This window comes from Achromobacter sp. FW305-C-28 (assembly GCF_058783235.1).
On record NZ_JBYSYL010000010.1, the window covers coordinates 56,622 to 73,839 of the forward strand.

13 protein-coding genes and 2 riboswitches are annotated in these 17,218 nt (G+C 68.3%); of the genes, 3 read left to right on the forward strand and 10 right to left on the reverse strand.

All coding sequences use genetic code 11. From position 1 onward, the window contains the following. Window positions 1-73: 73 nt before the first annotated feature. Window positions 74-196: riboswitch (glycine riboswitch) on the reverse strand. A gap of 32 nt (window positions 197-228) precedes the next feature. Next, window positions 229-323, reverse strand: a riboswitch (glycine riboswitch). A gap of 99 nt (window positions 324-422) precedes the next feature. The 5 genes from AC3WMR_RS22550 to AC3WMR_RS22570 all read right to left on the reverse strand — a co-directional run bounded on the left by AC3WMR_RS22550 (window position 423) and on the right by AC3WMR_RS22570 (window position 6,368). Then, window positions 423-1,316, reverse strand: a complete 894-nt coding sequence (locus AC3WMR_RS22550; protein WP_492265160.1) for a ZIP family metal transporter — start codon at window positions 1,314-1,316, stop codon at window positions 423-425. A gap of 27 nt (window positions 1,317-1,343) precedes the next feature. Further along, window positions 1,344-1,958, reverse strand: coding sequence for a superoxide dismutase (locus AC3WMR_RS22555; RefSeq protein WP_025139387.1), 615 nt, complete (start codon window positions 1,956-1,958; stop codon window positions 1,344-1,346). Window positions 1,959-2,201: 243 nt separating this feature from the next. Continuing rightward, window positions 2,202-3,404, reverse strand: coding sequence for a BaiN/RdsA family NAD(P)/FAD-dependent oxidoreductase (locus AC3WMR_RS22560; protein WP_025139386.1), 1,203 nt, complete (start codon window positions 3,402-3,404; stop codon window positions 2,202-2,204). Window positions 3,405-3,422: 18 nt separating this feature from the next. Next, entirely contained in the window at window positions 3,423-5,684 is a 2,262-nt protein-coding gene (locus tag AC3WMR_RS22565; protein WP_025139385.1) for an arginine/lysine/ornithine decarboxylase, read from the reverse strand. 231 nt (window positions 5,685-5,915) lie between these two features. Continuing rightward, the gene (locus tag AC3WMR_RS22570) at window positions 5,916-6,368 is read right to left on the reverse strand and encodes a hypothetical protein (RefSeq protein ID WP_029954218.1); all 453 of its coding nucleotides are present in this window, start codon (window positions 6,366-6,368) and stop codon (window positions 5,916-5,918) included. 112 nt (window positions 6,369-6,480) lie between these two features. On the opposite strand from AC3WMR_RS22570, the gene AC3WMR_RS22575 reads away from it, so the two are divergent. Continuing rightward, window positions 6,481-7,005, forward strand: a complete 525-nt coding sequence (locus tag AC3WMR_RS22575) for a GNAT family N-acetyltransferase (RefSeq protein WP_492265159.1) — start codon at window positions 6,481-6,483, stop codon at window positions 7,003-7,005. Window positions 7,006-7,017: 12 nt separating this feature from the next. On the opposite strand, the gene AC3WMR_RS22580 is transcribed toward AC3WMR_RS22575, so the two are convergent. Next, the gene (locus tag AC3WMR_RS22580) at window positions 7,018-8,253 is read right to left on the reverse strand and encodes a GGDEF domain-containing protein (RefSeq protein WP_492265158.1); all 1,236 of its coding nucleotides are present in this window, start codon (window positions 8,251-8,253) and stop codon (window positions 7,018-7,020) included. A 172-nt stretch (window positions 8,254-8,425) separates the two neighbouring features. Here AC3WMR_RS22580 and AC3WMR_RS22585 point away from each other — a divergent pair, with 172 nt between their 5' ends. Beyond that, window positions 8,426-9,277 carry a GNAT family N-acetyltransferase gene (locus tag AC3WMR_RS22585; protein ID WP_492265157.1) on the forward strand — a complete coding sequence of 284 codons (852 nt, stop codon included), beginning with the start codon at window positions 8,426-8,428 and terminating at the stop codon, window positions 9,275-9,277. 55 nt (window positions 9,278-9,332) lie between these two features. Here AC3WMR_RS22585 and dcd read toward each other — a convergent pair whose 3' ends face one another. The 4 genes from dcd to apbC all read right to left on the reverse strand — a co-directional run bounded on the left by dcd (window position 9,333) and on the right by apbC (window position 16,793). Beyond that, window positions 9,333-9,896 (reverse strand): dCTP deaminase, encoded by a 564-nt coding sequence (dcd, locus tag AC3WMR_RS22590; RefSeq protein WP_025139383.1) that lies wholly within the window; start codon window positions 9,894-9,896, stop codon window positions 9,333-9,335. An 85-nt stretch (window positions 9,897-9,981) separates the two neighbouring features. Further along, entirely contained in the window at window positions 9,982-13,812 is a 3,831-nt protein-coding gene (locus tag AC3WMR_RS22595; RefSeq protein ID WP_492265156.1) for a translocation/assembly module TamB domain-containing protein, read from the reverse strand. Continuing rightward, window positions 13,809-15,701, reverse strand: coding sequence for an autotransporter assembly complex protein TamA (locus AC3WMR_RS22600; RefSeq protein WP_492265155.1), 1,893 nt, complete (start codon window positions 15,699-15,701; stop codon window positions 13,809-13,811). The genes AC3WMR_RS22595 and AC3WMR_RS22600 overlap by 4 nt, the downstream gene beginning before the upstream one ends. 3 nt (window positions 15,702-15,704) lie before the next feature. Next, window positions 15,705-16,793, reverse strand: coding sequence for an iron-sulfur cluster carrier protein ApbC (gene apbC, locus AC3WMR_RS22605; RefSeq protein WP_492265154.1), 1,089 nt, complete (start codon window positions 16,791-16,793; stop codon window positions 15,705-15,707). A 102-nt stretch (window positions 16,794-16,895) separates the two neighbouring features. On the opposite strand from apbC, the gene AC3WMR_RS22610 reads away from it, so the two are divergent. Then, entirely contained in the window at window positions 16,896-17,171 is a 276-nt protein-coding gene (locus AC3WMR_RS22610) for a hypothetical protein (RefSeq protein WP_025139379.1), read from the forward strand. Window positions 17,172-17,218: the final 47 nt, after the last annotated feature.

Consider the following 17,218-nt stretch of genomic DNA (forward strand, 5'->3'; position numbering starts at 1 on the left):
GAGCGGCAGCGGTGCCAGGGTTACGGAATGCCGCTGGCGGACGGGCGATGAGCCCCCGCGCAACGGCTGAATCTTCCGCCCCTCTGTCCTTTTGCCTGAGAGTTGCCCCGCGTGGCGGGTTTGCACCTTCGGCGCCTGGGCTGCGCGCTATGTCCCTGATTGGGCAGCGGCGCCAGGTCTCTCCAGAGTGCTGTTTTGCCCATCCGCACGGCGAAAACCGCGACAGGGCAAACATGTGCGGTATGGGATACCTGAGCGATTCCGGGCGAATTGCGCCTTCGGCGGCGGCCGGGTTAACAGCCGCTCTCTCCCGCAACATGCGTGACAGCGCCGAAAGCATACCGCGAAACGCCGGCTTCGCCCAGCGCCGCGCGGCCTGCAACCGCGGCGCGCGCCCCCGGCGTGCAACCGGCTCCCGGCCCCTAGCCCAGCGCCGTGTCCAGCAGCATCATCAGCACGAAACCCAGCATCAAGCCGCAGGTGGCGTAGACCTCATGCCCCTTGCGGTGCGATTCGGGAATGATTTCATGGCTGATCACGAACAGCATGGCTCCCGCCGCGAACCCCAGCCCCCAGGGCAACATGGCCGCCGACCAGCCCACGACGGCGGCGCCCAGCACGGCGCCGACGGGCTCGACCAGCCCGGACAACATGCCCAGCGCCACCGCGAACGAGCGCTTGTAGCCGGCCGCAATCAGCGCCACGGCCACCACCAGCCCTTCGGGAATGTCCTGGATGGCGATGCCAGTGGCCAGCGCGGTGCCGCGCACCGGATCGTTGCCGGCGTAGCCCACGCCGATGGCCAGGCCTTCGGGCAGGTTGTGCAAGGTAATGGCGAAGACGAACAGCCAGGTGCGGCGCAGCCGGTGCGCCTCGATGCCCTCGCGGCCCTTGATGAAGTGTTCATGCGGCAGCAGCCGATCCATCAGCAGCAGCGCGGCCGCGCCCAGCAGGATGGCCGCGCCGACGGTCAGCCCGGCCCCCCAGGGGCCGGCGCCCTGCGATTCGGCTGCCGCGATGCCCGGGGCGACCAGCGAGAACGCACTGGCCGCCAGCATCACGCCGGCGCCGAAGCCGAACATGCTGTCCTGCATTTTCTGGGGAATGGTGCGCGCGAAAAGTATGGGCAGCGTGCCCGCCGCGGTGGCGCCGGCGGCGACCATGCCGCCCAGCAGCGCGTCCGCCACATGCGGCGCGTTCGCGTCGAAGTAGACCCACAACTGATGCAGGCCCAGGCAGGCGACCAGCACCGCCAGCGTCCATACACTGACGCTGGTGGCTGCGGGCCGGATGCGATGACGGCTGAATGTGTTCATGGAACGCTGCCCTCGCGCAATGCCGGATCAGCCGATGGCGGCGGCGTAGCGGCGCGCCACCTCGGGCCAATTGACGACATTGTAGAAGGCGCCGATGTATTCCGGCCGGCGATTCTGGTACTTCAGGTAGTAGGCGTGCTCCCAGACGTCCAGGCCCAGGATCGGGGTGTTGCCCTGCATCAGCGGGCTGTCCTGGTTGGCGCTGCTTTCCACCACCAGCTTGCCGGCCGGGGTGACGGACAGCCAGGCCCAACCGCTGCCGAAGCGGGTCAGCGCTGCCTTGGTGAAGGCCTCGCGGAACGCGGCCAGGCCACCCAGTTCCGCGTCGATCGCGCGGGCCAGCGCGCCCTCGGGCTCACCACCGCCCTGCGGCGACATGACGGACCAGAACAGGCTGTGGTTGGCATGGCCGCCGCCGTGGTTGCGCACCGCGCCGCGAATCGCCTCGGGCAACTGGTCCAGGCGGGCCACCAGGGCTTCGACCGGCTCGTCCGTGGCGATGCCCGCGCCGTCCAGGGCCGCGTTCAGGCTGGTGACGTAGGTCTGGTGGTGCTTGCTGTAGTGGATTTCCATCGTCATGGCGTCGATATGGGGTTCGAGCGCGTCATAGGCGTATGGCAGGGTCGGCAGGGTGTAGGCCATGAGATGTCTCCGTCAGGACGGCGCCGCGGAATGCGGGGCCGTATTGATTATCGAAAACATAAATGATATGTATTTTTATTTGATATCACAATGGCTGCGTTGCAATGGCTGTCATAGAAGCGGGCTATGCGCTGCCGTCGGCTGCACGGCGCAGACGCACCAAGGCGCCGCGTGGCAGATGGCCGTCGGGAAATCGTCCGAGAATGAAAGAGAAATGGCCGCCCGCCGACGCGGGCGCCGGCCCTAGAGCGCCTTGCCGCAGGCCACGCCCGAGGCCCAGGCCCACTGGAAGTTGTAGCCGCCCAGCCAGCCGGTGACGTCCACGGCTTCGCCAACGAAGTACAGCCCGGGGGTGGTCTTGGCCTGCATGGACTTCTGGTCCAGCCCGCGGGTGTCGACGCCGCCGCGCATGACTTCGGCCTTCTTGTAGCCGGCGGTGCCGCTGGGCACCAGCGTCCACTGGTGGATGTCCTGCGCCAGGGCGCGCAGGGTCTTGTCGGGCGCATCGGCCAGGCGCAACGCCGCCAGGCCAGGCTTGCCGCCCTGCTCGGCCAGGTGCAGCCAGCGATCCGCCAGGCGCTTGGGCCACAGGCCGGCCAGCACCGTGTGCAATTGCTGGCGGTTGCCGGACTTGGACGCCAGCAGTTCGTCGGCCAGGTCGCGCCCCGGCGCCAGGTCGATGACGATGGGTTCGCCCGGTTTCCAGAAACTGGAGATCTGCAGGATCGCCGGACCCGACAGGCCGCGGTGCGTGAACAGCAGGTCTTCGAGGAATTCACCGCGGGTCTTGCCCTGCCCTGTCTGCAGATTGACCTCCAGCGCCACGCCGGACAATTCCGCCAGGGGCTGCCACTGGGCCGCATCGAAGGTCAGCGGCACCAGCGCGGGGCGCGGCTCGACCACCTTAAGGCCGAACTGGCGCGCCAGCTTCAGGCCGAAGTCGGTGGCGCCCAGCTGCGGGATCGCCATGCCGCCAGTGGCCACCACCAGCTTGGCAGCCCGGATGGGGCCCTGGCTGGTGCGCAGTTCAAAGCCGGCTTCGCCGTGGGCCACCTCGGCGACCTGGCAGCCCATGCGCCACTGCACGCTGCCCGCGTCGCATTCGGCGCGCAGCATCTCGATGATGGATTCGCTGGAATCGTCACAGAACAGCTGCCCGCGATGCTTCTCGTGCCAGGCGATATGGTGGCGCTTGAGCAGCGCCAGGAAGTCCTGCGGCGTATAGCCCGACAGGGCCGAGCGACAGAAATGCGGATTGTCGGACAGGAAGTTGGCCGGGCCCGCCCCGATGTTGGTGAAGTTGCAGCGACCGCCGCCGGAAATGCGGATCTTTTCGGCCAGGCGCTCGGCATGGTCGACCAGCACCACCCGCAAGCCACGCTGGCCGGCGACCGCTGCACACATCATGCCAGCGGCGCCGGCGCCGAGAACGGCAACATCGAACATCGGAACAGTCTGCCCGTATCAGTCTTCGATCAGGCAGTCGACGTAGTAACGCTTCTCGCCGTCCGGACCCACTTCGTCGGCCAGGCCGTGGATGTAGGTTTCGAAGCCCGGGAAGCGTTCGTTGAACTCGCGCGCGAACTGCAGGTACTGGACGATGGTGCGGTTGAAGCGTTCGCCCGGAATCAGCAGCGGAATGCCCGGCGGGTACGGCGTCAGCAGCACGCCCGTGACGCGGCCTTCGAGCTGGTCGATATCGACGCGCTCAACCTCGCGGTGCGCCATGCGGGCGAAGGCATCGGACGGTTTCAATGCCGGCACCATGTCGCTCAGGTACATCTCGGTGGTCAGGCGGGCCACGTCACGCTCGCGGTAGGCTTCGTGGATCTGCTGGCACAGATCGCGCAGGCCCATGCGCTCGTAGCGGCGATGCACCTTGCAGAAGTCCGGCAGGATGCGCCACAGCGGCTGGTTGCGGTCGTAGTCGTCCTTGAACTGCTGCAGCGCGGTCAAGAGCGTGTTCCAGCGGCCCTTGGTGATGCCGATGGTGAACAGGATGAAGAACGAATACAGGCCGGTCTTCTCGACCACCACGCCGTGCTCGGTCAGGTACTTGGACACCAGCGCCGCGGGGATGCCGGTTTCGCCGAAGCTGCCCGACATGTCCAGCCCCGGGGTGATGACCGTGGCCTTGATCGGGTCCAGCATGTTGAAGCCTTCGGCCATTTCACCGAAGCCGTGCCAGTGGTCGTTGGCTTCCAGCACCCACTCGTCGCGATTGCCGATGCCTTCGGACACCAGGCGGTTCGGGCCCCAGACCTTGAACCACCAGTCGTTCTTGCCGAATTCGGATTCCACCTTGCGCATGGCGCGGCGGAAGTCCAGCGCTTCGCGGATGCTTTCCTCGACCAGCGCGGTGCCGCCCGGGGGTTCCATCATGGCGGCGGCCACGTCGCACGACGCGATGATCGCGTACTGCGGCGAGGTCGACGTGTGCATCAGGTACGCCTCGTTGAAGACGTTGCGGTCCAGTTTGCGGGTCTCGGATTCCTGCACGATGATCTGCGAGGCCTGCGAAATGCCGGCCAGCAGCTTGTGCGTGGAGTGAGTGGCGAACACCATCGCATCCTGGCTGCGCGGGCGGTCCTGGCCGATGGCGTGCATGTCCTTGTAGAACTCGTGGAACGCGGCGTGCGGCAGCCAGGCTTCGTCGAAGTGCAGCGTGTCGACGTAGCTGCCGAGCTGCTCTTTGATCATTTCCACGTTGTAGATGACGCCGTCGTACGTGCTTTGCGTCAGCGTCAGGATGCGCGGGTTCTTGTTCACCGCTTCGCGCGCGAAGGGGTTGGCCTCGATCTTCTTGCGGATGTTGTCCGGGTGGAATTCTTCCAGCGGGATCGGGCCGATGATGCCCAGGTGGTTGCGCGTGGGGCGCAGGAACACCGGGATCGCGCCCGTCATCGTGATGGCGTGCAGGATCGACTTGTGGCAGTTGCGGTCCACCACGACCACGTCGCCAGCGGCCACGTTGGCGTGCCACACCACCTTGTTGGAGGTGGACGTGCCGTTGGTCACGAAATAGCAGTGGTCGGCGTGGAAGATGCGCGCGGCGTTCAGTTCCGATTCGGCGACCGGGCCGGTGTGGTCCAGCAGCTGGCCCAGTTCGTCCACGGCATTGCAGACGTCGGCGCGCAGCATGTTCTCGCCGAAGAACTGGTGGAACATCCGGCCCACCGGGCTCTTCAGGAACGCCACGCCGCCCGAGTGGCCGGGGCAGTGCCAGGAATAGGAACCGTCCTGCGCGTACTTGACCAGCTCGCGAAAGAACGGCGGCGGCAGGCTGTCCACGTAGCTGCGGGCTTCGCGGATGATGTGGCGCGCCACGAATTCGGGGGTGTCCTCGAACATGTGGATGAAGCCGTGCAGTTCGCGCAGGATGTCGTTCGGGATGTGTTCCGAGGTGCGCGTTTCGCCGTACAGGTAGATGGGGATGTCGGCGTTGCGGAAACGCAGTTCGCCGATGAACATGCGCAGGTTCTTGATCGCGCTGGCCACGTCCTCGGGCGAATCGACGTCGAACTCCTCATCGTCGATCGACAGGATGAAGGCGCTGGCGCGACTTTGCTGCTGGGCGAATGAACTCAAGTCGCCATAACTGGTCACCCCGATCACCTCGACGCCCTCGGCCTCGATCGCTTCAGACAAGGCACGAATACCCAAACCGGACGCGTTCTCGGAACGGTAGTCCTCGTCGATGATGAAAATAGGGAAGCGAAATTTCATGCAGGCGCTCCTGGGGCAAGCGAATCGGACCGTTATGGCGGACGCGAGTGTACTTCTAGTGAAAAACCGTCTGATGACAGGCGGCGCGGAGGCCCCGCCAGGATGGCGGGAATGGCGGAATTGTAGGGCGGATTTTCCCCAGGCCCTATGGTTTTCCCGAAGATGGCCGCACACGGGCCCCGATGGGGCCCGCGACAGGCCCTTTCCCGGGCCCGCCCAAGGCGGCAAGCGCTAGCGGATGGTGCGCGCTTCGCCGGCCCGCAGCGCGGCGGTGAAGGCGTCGAAGTACGGCGGGATGGCCTCGGCGTCACCATAGCGGATGCGCCGTTCGACCTTGGCAATGGCGCCGAAGCAGACCTCGGCGTCGGGCTCGCCGCAGACCAGCACGACCGGGTCTTCGTCGTCGCAGACCTCGTACAGGCCGCCGTGGGCCCGGCGCGCCACTTCGTACAGATAGGCGGCGGCGCCTACGGTCTGCATGGGGGTCAGGGGCAAGGTGCCGACGTGCGCGGCTTCGAGCGCCGCGTCGAGCGCGTGGATGCTGGAGGGGGAGTAGTCGAGCGTGGCCCCGGCGGACCCGGCGGCCTGGACGAAGTCTTTCGCGGCATTCGCCACGCGCGCCACGAACTCTTCCTGGACTTCGTCGCGCTTGGCGTCCTGGTTTATCTTGAGGAAACCGAACATCATTGGCTCCTTTGTGAAAACCGCAAGCGGCGTTAGGGGCATTATAGGCGGCCCCCCCGCCTATACTGGCCAGTAGCCCCCGAACCGTTCCCTATTCCCAACACTTGCCCGCATGCCTTCCAGCGCCCCACTTGTCCGACGTCTTACCCCCGCGGACGCCCTGTCCCTGCGGCAATTGCGCCTGGATGCCTTGCAGGAAACCCCGGAAGCATTCGGATCAAGTTACGAAGAGGAACACACGCTGACACTGGACGACATCCGCGGCTGGATCGCCCCCGCGGACGACAGCGCCATGTTCGGCGTGTTCGTGCAAGGCGCGCTGGCCGGCATGGTGGGCGTGGCGCGCCAGCGCAAGCTGAAGATGCGGCACAAGGCACACATCTGGAGCATGTACGTGGCGCCCGCCTTCCGCGGCCAGGGCCTGGGCCGGCTGCTGATGCGCGCGGCCATCGACCATGCCGCCGGCATGCGCGGCGTGCGCCAGGTGCAATTGAGCGTCACCGCCAACAATGCGGCCGCCTTCAATCTGTATGCCGCGCTGGGGTTCGAGGAATACGGCCACGAATGCGAGGCCCTGTGCGTGAACGGCGAGCTCTACGACGAGCTGCTGATGGCGCTGCCGCTGGCCGGCAAGTAGCGCGCTGGCCGTTCAGCCCGAGCGGCGCCTGGCGCCGTAGGCCCAGACCTGGTTGCGGCCGCCGTCCTTGGCCTTGTACAGCGCCTGGTCGGCTGCCTTGATGACGGCGTCCGGCGCGCGCAGCGCGTCGCCGCGCTCGGCCACCCCGATGCTGACCGTGACCCGCAGCGGACGCGAATTGCGGCCCCCGCGCGCGCCGCGGCGGCGCTGGCCGACCTGGTCCGCCTTGGGCCGCGCCGGCTTGTCGCGCAGGCGCATCTGGTAGGCCTCGATCGCGCGGCGCACGGTTTCCAGATGCGGCATGGCCTCGACCGCGGTCTTGCCAGGAAACACCAGCGTGAACTCTTCGCCGCCGTAACGGTAGGCGTAACCGCCGCCCGCCACCCGGCGCAGTTGCGAAGCGACCATGCGCAGCACCTGGTCGCCCACGTCGTGGCCATGGGTGTCGTTGAAGGCCTTGAAGTGATCCACGTCCGCCATCGCCAACGTGTAGACGCGGCCCATGCGCTGCAGCCGCTCGTTGAGCGCGCGGCGTCCGGGCAGGCCGGTCAGCTCGTCGCGAAAGGCCATGTGGAAGCCTTCGTGCGCCAGCGAAATAGACAGCGCGGTCAGCGCGGCCGACGCCATCACGGCCAGCTCCAGCGGATGCTGGGCGCCGCGCGGCAACGCCCACGCCATGCAGACAAAGCCCAGCCACTGGCCGGCCTGTTGCGGGCGGCCATAACGCAGCAACAGCAGGGTCAACGTCAGGCCGGTGAGGAGCAGCGCCGCCAAGGCTTGCACGGGCAGGCCCAGCCGGGCCAGCATGCCCTGCACCGCCAGCGTACCGAACCACTCTGACACGCCGTCCTTGCCCGCCAGCGCGATGACGGCCGCGCCCACGGCCATCAGGCCGATGCGGGCGGCCATGTCCAGCAGCAGGCTGGACCGCTCGGCCCAGAGCGCATTGATGCTGTAGGCCAGCGACCACCACACCAGCGCCGGCCCCAGCGCCCAGGGCGCCTGGCTGGCCAGCGCCGGCCACACGGCCACCGCCCCCAGCACGCTGAGCATCAGCGCCAAGGTCTGCGACCGCTGGTACATCAGGCAGATGGCCCCACCCACCAGCGCCATGACCCAGGGCACGAACGGCACGATCTGCATCAGGGCCGGGGGCCACTGCTGCCATAGCAACAGCCCGGCCGCCGCGAATACCGGCAGCGCAGGATAGAACAACAGGGGCAGCCAGGGGATATGGGGGTAACGCACGGATAGGGCCTTGCTCACGCTTGCAGAGATGACGTCGCCAAATCGGCAAACACATATCCCCTTTTACGGTCGCGGCCCGGGGTTCTTTAGCGCAGCAACGATCTTGGCCGGGCCTGCCGCGCGGGGTCGGCGCCATGCTATGTTTTCGCGACGCGCTTTCCCGGAAAACCCCATGCGTATCCTGGTCAATATCGACGTTCCCGATCTCGAGCAAGCCATCGCCTTCTACCAGGATGCCTTCGGGCTGGCCCTGCACCGACACCTGGGGCCCCAGGCTGCCGAAATGCTGGGCGCCACGGCCCCCGTCTACCTGCTGGAAAAGGCCGCCGGCACCCCGGCCGCGGCCAGCGTGCGCCAGCCACGCGATTACGCTCGCCACTGGACGCCGGTGCACCTGGACGTGGTGGTCGACGATGTCGATGGCGCGGTGCAGCGGGCGGTGGCGGCGGGCGCGCGGCTGGAAGATGCCGCCGTGTCGCACGCGTGGGGCCGCATTGCGCACCTGAGCGATCCGTTCGGCCACGGCATCTGCATCCTGCAGTTCCTGGGCCGCGGTTACGACGCGCTCGCGCCCGCCGCGCTACGCGACCTGCCGGTCACCGATGCCGATTTCGAAGCCCTGCTGGCCATCCGCATCGAGGCCATGCGGGACAGCCTGGAACGCCTGGGCCGCTTCGATCCCGAACGGGCGCGGGCGCGGCTGCGCAGCACGTTCCGCCCTGAACATACCTGGATCATCGAGCGGGACGGCGCACGCGTGGGCTTCTATGCCCTGCGCCCGGACGGCGACGGGCTGCGGCTGGATCACCTGTATGTGGTGCCGGCCGTGCAAGGGTTGGGGGTGGGAGGCCAGGTGCTGGACCGCCTGCTGCGCGATGCCGACAGCCGGGGCCTGCCGGTGCGCGTGGGCGCGCTGCGCGGCAGCGACTCGAACCGCTTCTACCGCCGGCACGGCTTCGTGCAGGTAGAAGAAAGCGAATGGGATATCGATTATCTGCGCTCTGCGCCGGGGCGCGGAGCCTGATACACCGCCCGAGACCGGGGCCTGCAAGGCCCCGGGTGGCGACGGCGCGCGCCGATCAGGTGCGCGGCAGGGTGACGCCGGTCTGGCCCTGGTACTTGCCGCCGCGATCGCGGTACGAGGTCTCGCAGACTTCGTCGCTTTCCAGGAACAGCATCTGAGCGCAGCCTTCGCCCGCGTAGATCTTGGCCGGCAGCGGCGTGGTGTTGGAGAATTCCAGCGTGACGTGGCCTTCCCATTCGGGTTCCAGCGGGGTCACGTTGACGATGATGCCGCAGCGCGCGTAGGTGCTCTTGCCCAGGCAGATGGTCAGGACGCTGCGCGGGATGCGGAAGTATTCCACCGTGCGGGCCAGCGCGAACGAGTTGGGCGGAATGATGCAGACGTCGCCCTTGAAATCCACGAACGAGCCTTCGTCGAAGTTCTTCGGATCGACGATGGTGGAGTTGATGTTGGTGAAGATCTTGAATTCGTCGGCGCAGCGCACGTCGTAGCCGTAGCTGCTGGTGCCGTAGCTGACGATGCGCCCGCCATTGGCCGTGCGGACCTGACCCGCTTCAAAGGGTTCGATCATGCCGGCTTCGGCCTGGCGGCGGATCCAGCGGTCGCTTTTGATGCTCATGGTGGCAGAGTGCTTGGGATTGAATGGGCCTCATTTTATCCCGAGCGCGCCGCCCCGTCCCCCAAAGGGCCGGGGCGACGCCCCGTCAATCGCCAAAGAAGGTGCGGTAGACCAGCGCGATGCCGTTGACGGAGCCGCCCTTCAAGTCCAGCGACAGGCCCCGCGCCAGCCGGTAACTGGCCCGCCCGACGGTGTCGCTGCCGGCCAGCGCCTGCTCGACGCTCAGGGTGATGCCGTTGGCGAACGACTTGCTGGCCACCAGGAACTGGGTTGCCAGCTGGCTGTCGCTGTCGCGGTTGACGTCGCCGGCCACCGTACGGTCGGGCAGGATGCTGCCGGAGCTGCCCAGGTTGCCGGTGCGCACGCTGACATCGTCCAGCCCGAACTGCTTGTAGAACGGCTGGCCACCGCCCAGCAGGGCCGTGCCCACCGACAGCAGCAGCGCGGCGTCGCTGCCGCTTTCGTCCGGACCGCGGCCCAGCAGCAGCCACGAGAGCTTTTCGACGTCGCTGACGTCCGGGTAGGACACCAGGTCGATACGCGGACGCTGGGCGGTGCCCACGACCTTCACGCCGGCCTCGACCTGCTCGCCCGTGCGCAGGGCCTCGATATCGAGCAGCGGGTTGTCCAGCCGGCCCTGGAAGGTCAGCGTGCCGCGGCGCAGCCGCAGCTTCTGGCCATAGGCCTCGATGCCGCCGCCGCGGGTGCGCAGCGCGCCCACGCCGGTCAGGCGGCCGTCGTTGAGCAGGATCTGGATCGACCCGAGCAAGCCGGCGTCCAGCCCCATGCCGGTGATGTAGAAACGCGGCCCCATGTCGAACTTCAGGTTCATGCTGGTCTGCAGCGGCGTGGAGACGGTGCCCGGGTCGTCGCCCGCGCGCCGCACCTTGACGTCGTCGTCCAGCGACGGCACGCCCTGCAGGATCTCCAGGCTGAACCAGCCGGCATCCGCCTTCAGGTCGCCGACGATGTCGATACGCGGCATCTGCGCGGTCAGGTCCACCGTGCCGGACACCATGGCGTAGCGGTCGGACCGCTGCAGCGCCGGGAAGCGATACAGGGTCAGGCGCACGTTGCCGCCGCCGTCGATCAGGTTCCATTGGCCCCGGGCTTCGGCGTAGCCATCCTTGGCCTCGGGGTTGGTGGTGATCCATTCCTTGGTGCGCCATTCGGCCGGCATGACCCGCAGCGAAGCCGGAAAGCGCAGGCTGTCCAGCACCAGCTTGTCGCCGTCCAGGCGCGCCGACAGCTTGCCTTCGATCAGGCGCACGCCGTCGTCGATCCGCACCACGCGCAGCTTGTCGCCGCGGATCGCCCCCGTGGCGCTCCATTTGCCGGCCAGCGTGCCCTGGGCCTCGAGGTTGGCCTTGACCTGGCCGCCGATTTCCATCGAGTCGCCGATGAACAGGCCCACCCAGGCCAGGTCGGCGATGTCGGCATCCAGCTTGGCGCGGATGGGCTGGCGCGGGTCCAGCGCCATGCCGCCTTGGGCGTTGACCAGCAGCACCGCGGTGGCGTTGCCGGATATCTTGCCCATTTTCTCGGTGGCCAGGTCCAGCTTGGCGTCCAGGCGGCTGGCGTTGGCCGAGGTGGGCGTGGCGGTCAGGTCCAGCACCAGCGCCTTCACGCCCAGCGGAATGGGCGGATCGCCCGGAATCAGCAGGTCGCCGTCGCGCCGCGCGATGCGGGCGCGGCCAGCCAGCCGGCCGTCGAACTTCAGGTCCCACAGCACGTCCAGCGCAATGCGGCGCTGGCCTTCGGCGACCATCGCGTTGACGCGCTTGGGGCCCTTGTTCAACTTGGCCGCCGCCTCGGGATCGACCGCGGCGATGACCTGGCGCGCCATGGCGGCCGTGATGATGAGGTTGTCGGACTGCCCGGCGGTTTCCCAGCGCTTGGCGTCGCCGCGCGAGCCCTTGTGGGCGATGACCAGTTTTTCCTTGCCGGGCAGCGTCAAAGCCAGCGAGGTCTGGCCCACCTGCCACTGCCATTGCGGCGCCACCGCCGACGGCAGGTATGACAGCGTCACGGGGCGCTCGGTGGCGACCGTGAATCCGGCGGTGTCGGCCGACAGGCGCGAGAACGTGCCGCGCCAGCCGGTCAGAGCGGCGTCGGCATCCCCCGTGGGTCCCTTGCCCCAGCCCCCCGCAAACGTAATGGCCGCCTGGGCACGCGCCTGGCCCAGCACCCCGGGCCGCGGCTTGGGCGGGTTGTAGCCCGCGGTGAATTCGCCCTTGTGCGCGGCCGCCGTGCCGGCCAGTTTGCCCTTCAGGTCAGCCCCGCCCGGCAGGCCGGGCCAGAAGGCGTCCAGCTGCGGCGCCTGGGCGTCCAGCGTCAGGGCGCCGTCGGATTCGCCGACTTCGCCTTGTGCCCGGATGCGGTTGGCGCCGAGCTTGAGATCGATGTCCAGGCCATGAATGCGCAGGCCGGCGAGCAGGTCGTCGGCGGGCGTGGCGGGGTTGGCAGGGGTTGTGGCTGGCGCAGCCGGATTGGCGGTGGGTTGCGCGGCGGCGTTCGCTGCCGCCGTGGGGTTTGCGGCGGATTGGCCCGGCGGCGCGGCGATATCCACCTGCGCCTTCACCGTGCCGGTCAACGGCTGCTTGTTCCAGCGCGCGCCGTCTTCGAAGCGCAGATCGATGGCGGCCTGGCGCAGCTGGCTCAGGTTTTCAAGTTCGGCGCTCAGTTGCGCGTTGGCGCTCACCACGGCCGGGGGAATCGCGTTACCCAGCCAGTGCGACAGGTCCAGGCCCCGCGCGCCCAGCGTGCCGGCTATGCGGTCACGGCCGGGGCGGTCGGGCACCGCTTGCAGGTCCAGGCGCGCCGACAGGGACGACTTGTCCGGCAGTTGCGCGTCGGCCCGAGCGCTGCGCAGCACCAAAGGCGTGCGCGGCGCCAGGTCGGCCACGACATCGAGCGCCAGGCCGGCGCCGGTGCCATCGAGCTTGGCCTGGATGCTGTCGAGCGAGCCGGCCGCATCGGCGCGCAGCACCACCTGGCAGGCCGGCGCGGGCGGGCCGGCCAATTCGGTGGCGTTGGGCTTGCCTTCGTTTTTATCCTTGCCCGCGCCGTCAGCCTGGGCCTTGGCCGCAGCGGCCTGAGACTTGGCAGCGCCGCCCTGGGCTTTCGCGGCGCCCGACGCGGGCTTGGCGGCGCCTTGCGCCTTGGGCGCGTCCGCCGGCGCGTTAGCCGCGGGCGCTTTACCGACCGGCACGAACTTGCCGCTCAGTTGATCGGCCTGGCACAACGGCGAATCCGGGCCCGTGCCTCGCGCCGTCACGTCCAGGCGCGCGGCGAAGGGCCACGGGTCGGCCAACCCCAGCAATTCGGCCTGGCCGCTGACCTGGGCCTGGCCGACCTCGTGTCCGACCCGCAGGTTGGCAATGCGCAGTTGCGCGCCGTTGGGGCCGGCCGCGAAGGTGGCGGTCAGGTCGCCCAGCGTCACCGGCAGCGGCTGGCCGTCTTGCAGCAGCTGGAATTCACCCAGCGCCAGGCGGTCCACCGCGATGGTCACCGGCAGCGACGGCAGGGTGAAGGGTTCATCGGACGACGGCTCGGCGGGCGCGTCGGCGCTGGACGTCAGCGCCACGTCGACCGTGCGCGCCGAGATCTCGCGCACGTGCAGCAGCCGGTCGCCCAGCGCACGCCAATGCACATCCAGGCGCAGGTCGCTGATGCCGATGCGGGTGCCGCCAAATTCCAGATCCAGCCGGCCGACGTCCAGGCCGCGCAGGATCGAGCCGCGCACCTCCAGCGCCTGGCCATCCAGCTGCTGCGCCGCGGTGGTGAGCAGCAGGCGCGAACCGGTCTGCGAGGCCAGCAGCCAGAACACGAAACTGCACGCCAGCACGACCAGCATGGCCAGGCCCGGCAGCCACCAGACCAGCACATGGCGCAGGAATCTGCGCAGCGCCGTCAAAACGCGATCCCCAGCGAGAAGTGCAGGCGCAGGTCGCGCTCGCGCTGGCCGTAGGCCACGTCCAGGAACAGCGGGCCGGCCGGCGTGCGCACCCGGGCGCCCACGCCATAGCCCACCGACATCGACATGTCGCTGAAGGATTGGGCCGCGTCGCCGGCATCGACGAACACGCCCATGCCCCAACGTTCATTGAAGTAGTGGTCGTACTCGATGCTGCCGACCACCAGCGACGGCGCGCCCACCGTGGCGTTGTCGCGCTTCAAGCCGATGCTCTGGTACTTGTAGCCGCGGATGGAGCGCGCGCCGCCCGTGCGAAAGCCGAAGTCGTCCGGCACCTGCACGTTGCCATTGGCCCAGACGCGGCCGACTTCGCCGCGCACGGTCAGCACGTCCAGCTTGCCGATGGGCCACCATTTCTGGGCGCGGAAGCGGGCGCGGGTATAGGGCTCGCCGGTATCCAGCGTGACGCCCACGCCACCGCCCAGCGCGATCAGGTTGCCTTCGCGCGGATCGTACTTGTTGTCGACGTCGCGCCGCAGCCACTCGCCGGTGGCGGTCAGGGTCGGCAAGGTGTATTCGTCGCCGCCGTCGATCTTGACGTGGTCTTGCGCCAGCAAGAGGCCCCAGCGGGTTTCGTAGGTGACGCGGCTGTCGCCGGCGCCCTTGCGTTCCTGGCTGCGGGTGGCTCCCAGGGCGTAGCGGGTCACATCCAGGCCCTGGATGTCGGAATGCTGCGCCAGCACGCCGATGGAATCCTTGTAGCCGCGCTCGGTCGGCGGCAAGTAGATGTCGGTGTAGACGCGTTGCTGCAGCCGGTCAACGCTGAAGCCCGATTCCATCGTGACGGGCTGGCCGAACACCACGTTCTGGCGGTACAGCGATTCCAGCCGCACGCCGGCCTCGTCGTCCACCCCCAGCGACAACGAAAAGCGCTTGGGCGGCGCCTCGACCACCCGCACCTGCACGGGCAGGGTCACTTCGCCGTCGGAATCATAGGTGGCGGGCGGCGGCGGCATCGCGCCGGACACCACCGGATCGCCGGCCGGCGCGGATTCGGCGGCATTGGCCGCGCCCGGCGCACGGGCCCGGTCCGACGCGGGTTCGGCGGGCTTCTGGGCGCCACCGGGTTGGCGCAAGGCCACGAAGGCGCCGCGGAAAAAAGCAGTGGATTGCAGGTCCTGCTGCCATTCATCCAGCCGGTTCTGGTCGTAGGGCGACCCCGGCGAATACCGCACGTAGCGCGTGATGAGCTTGTCCGGCACGCGTTCAAGCCCTTCGGTGCTGAGTTCGCCCATGCGCACCTGCGGGCCGCTGTCGATGGTGACGCGCAGGGCAGCCAACGCGGCATCGGCCTGCACTTCGGCTTCGGATGCGGTCATGCGCGCCAACATGAAGTCGCGCACCGAGACCTCGTCCAGCAGCGCCGACTTGGCCTTGTTCCAGTCGCTGTTGATGAACGGCTGGCCCACCTTGAGCAGCCAGTCGTCGCGCAGCTTCTGCACGCGGGCGGCGTATTCCGGGCGGGTGATGCGGCCGGTGAAGGTCAGGTCGACCGACGACACCATGGTGCGCTTGCCCGGAACGATGCCGATGTCCCAGGTTTCGCCGCCGATGTCGGTGCCGGCTTCGAGCGTGACGGTGGGGCTGAAGTAGCCCTGGGTGGCCAGCGCGGCCAGTGTGGCGTCGCGCGCACGGCGTCGCAGGCGGTTGATTTCACCGCCGTCCTGGTCTTCGGCCAGGCGCGCGATGGCGTCCACCGCCTCGGTGATCGATTGCAACGCGGCCGGCGGCACGCCACCGGGGTCCACGATGATCTCGGGACGCTTGGCCGCGGCCTCGCCTCCCACCATGCAAAGTCCAGCCAGAAAGGCCCGGGCTGCCCACCGCATGCGTCAGGTCGGCTGCTGCACGACGATGGACGGGAATTTCCCGGCCATGTCGCGGGGAAGCGCCGCGACGCCCGCCGCGAGTTTCCGGGCGATGCCGCGGTACAGGGCCGCGGCTTCGCTGGCGGAGTCGGCCACCACCGTGGGCGTGCCCGCGTCGGTCTGCTCGCGGATCGCCAGCGTCAGAGGCAGGCTGCCCAGCCAGGGGGTCTCGTACTGTTCGGCCATGCGGCGTCCGCCGCCTTCGCCGAAGATGTGTTCGGCGTGGCCGCACTGCGAGCAGATGTGGATCGCCATGTTTTCGACCACGCCCAGGATCGGCACGTCGACTTTCTGGAACATGCGCAGGCCCTTGCGCGCATCGAGCAGCGCCACGTCTTGCGGCGTGGTGACGATGACCGCGCCCACCACCGGCACCTTCTGCGCCAGCGTCAGGGCCACGTCGCCCGTGCCCGGGGGCATGTCGACGATGAGGTAGTCCAGGTCGCGCCAGTTGGTCTGGCGCAGCAGCTGTTCAAGCGCCTGCGTGACCATCGGGCCGCGCCAGATGGCGGGCGAGTCGGCGTCGATCAGGAAACCGATGGAGTTCGCCTGCAGGCCGTGGCCGGTCAGGGGTTCCATGCTTTTGTTGTCCAGGCTTTCGGGACGGCCCGAAATGCCCAGCATGGTCGGCACGCTGGGGCCGTAGATGTCGGCGTCGAGCAGGCCGACCTTGGCGCCTTCGGCCGCCAGGGCCAGGGCCAGGTTCACGGCCGTGGTGCTCTTGCCCACGCCGCCCTTGCCGGACGCCACTGCAATAATGTTGCGCACATTGGGCAGCGGCTTCAGGCCCTTCTGCACGGCATGCGCCGCCACTTTCCAGGTAACAGTCACCTGGGCGCCGGGCGCGCCGGCGGCGGCCAGCGCGGCCACGGCAACGTCACGCACCTGGTCGCGCACGGCGTCGGCGGGATAGCCCAGTTCGAGCGTCAGGGCGACACGGTCGCCCGCCAGTTGAATGTCACGATCTTTTACAGATGCCCCCAGGTCCAGGCCGGTGTTGGGGTCTTGCGCGGCGCGCAGCGCAGCGCGGATGTGTTCTATCGTTATACTCATATCACTGTGGTTCCGTAGGCAGCGCGGCTTCTGCGGGCCGCCATCCCCTAAAGGATAGCGGAATACGCGGGAACCTTTCGCTGCGTTTTGCATCCGACCTTCATGACCAATACTCTCATCCGCTTCTTCCGTGCCGTCTTATTCGCCGCCCTGGCCTTGATCGGCATGGCGATGGCGCTGGTCTTCATGTTGTCCACGGCCATCGCCGTGGCGATCCTGTACGTCGTCGCCAAGGTGCGCGGCAAGCCTTTCGGCGTTCGCGCCTATTGGAGCCAGCGCCAGGGCGCCCGCCAGGGTCCCTTCCAGTCCGCCAGCGCCCCGTTCGCCACGCAGCCCCGTGGCGACGTGATCGACGTCGAGGCTCGCGAGATCCGCTAAGCGCGGTTTCGCAGGCGCCCAGCCGGCCCGCCTTTCGCGCACCGGCC

Coding starts and splice junctions, on each gene's coding strand:
- AC3WMR_RS22550 (WP_492265160.1), bottom strand. CDS start 1,316: ATGAACACATTCAGCCGTCATCGCATCCGGCCCGCAGCCACCAGCGTC.
- AC3WMR_RS22555 (WP_025139387.1), bottom strand. CDS start 1,958: ATGGCCTACACCCTGCCGACCCTGCCATACGCCTATGACGCGCTCGAA.
- AC3WMR_RS22560 (WP_025139386.1), bottom strand. CDS start 3,404: ATGTTCGATGTTGCCGTTCTCGGCGCCGGCGCCGCTGGCATGATGTGT.
- AC3WMR_RS22565 (WP_025139385.1), bottom strand. CDS start 5,684: ATGAAATTTCGCTTCCCTATTTTCATCATCGACGAGGACTACCGTTCC.
- AC3WMR_RS22570 (WP_029954218.1), bottom strand. CDS start 6,368: ATGTTCGGTTTCCTCAAGATAAACCAGGACGCCAAGCGCGACGAAGTC.
- AC3WMR_RS22575 (WP_492265159.1), top strand. CDS start 6,481: ATGCCTTCCAGCGCCCCACTTGTCCGACGTCTTACCCCCGCGGACGCC.
- AC3WMR_RS22585 (WP_492265157.1), top strand. CDS start 8,426: ATGCGTATCCTGGTCAATATCGACGTTCCCGATCTCGAGCAAGCCATC.
- dcd (WP_025139383.1), bottom strand. CDS start 9,896: ATGAGCATCAAAAGCGACCGCTGGATCCGCCGCCAGGCCGAAGCCGGC.
- AC3WMR_RS22600 (WP_492265155.1), bottom strand. CDS start 15,701: ATGCGGTGGGCAGCCCGGGCCTTTCTGGCTGGACTTTGCATGGTGGGA.
- apbC (WP_492265154.1), bottom strand. CDS start 16,793: ATGAGTATAACGATAGAACACATCCGCGCTGCGCTGCGCGCCGCGCAA.
- AC3WMR_RS22610 (WP_025139379.1), top strand. CDS start 16,896: ATGACCAATACTCTCATCCGCTTCTTCCGTGCCGTCTTATTCGCCGCC.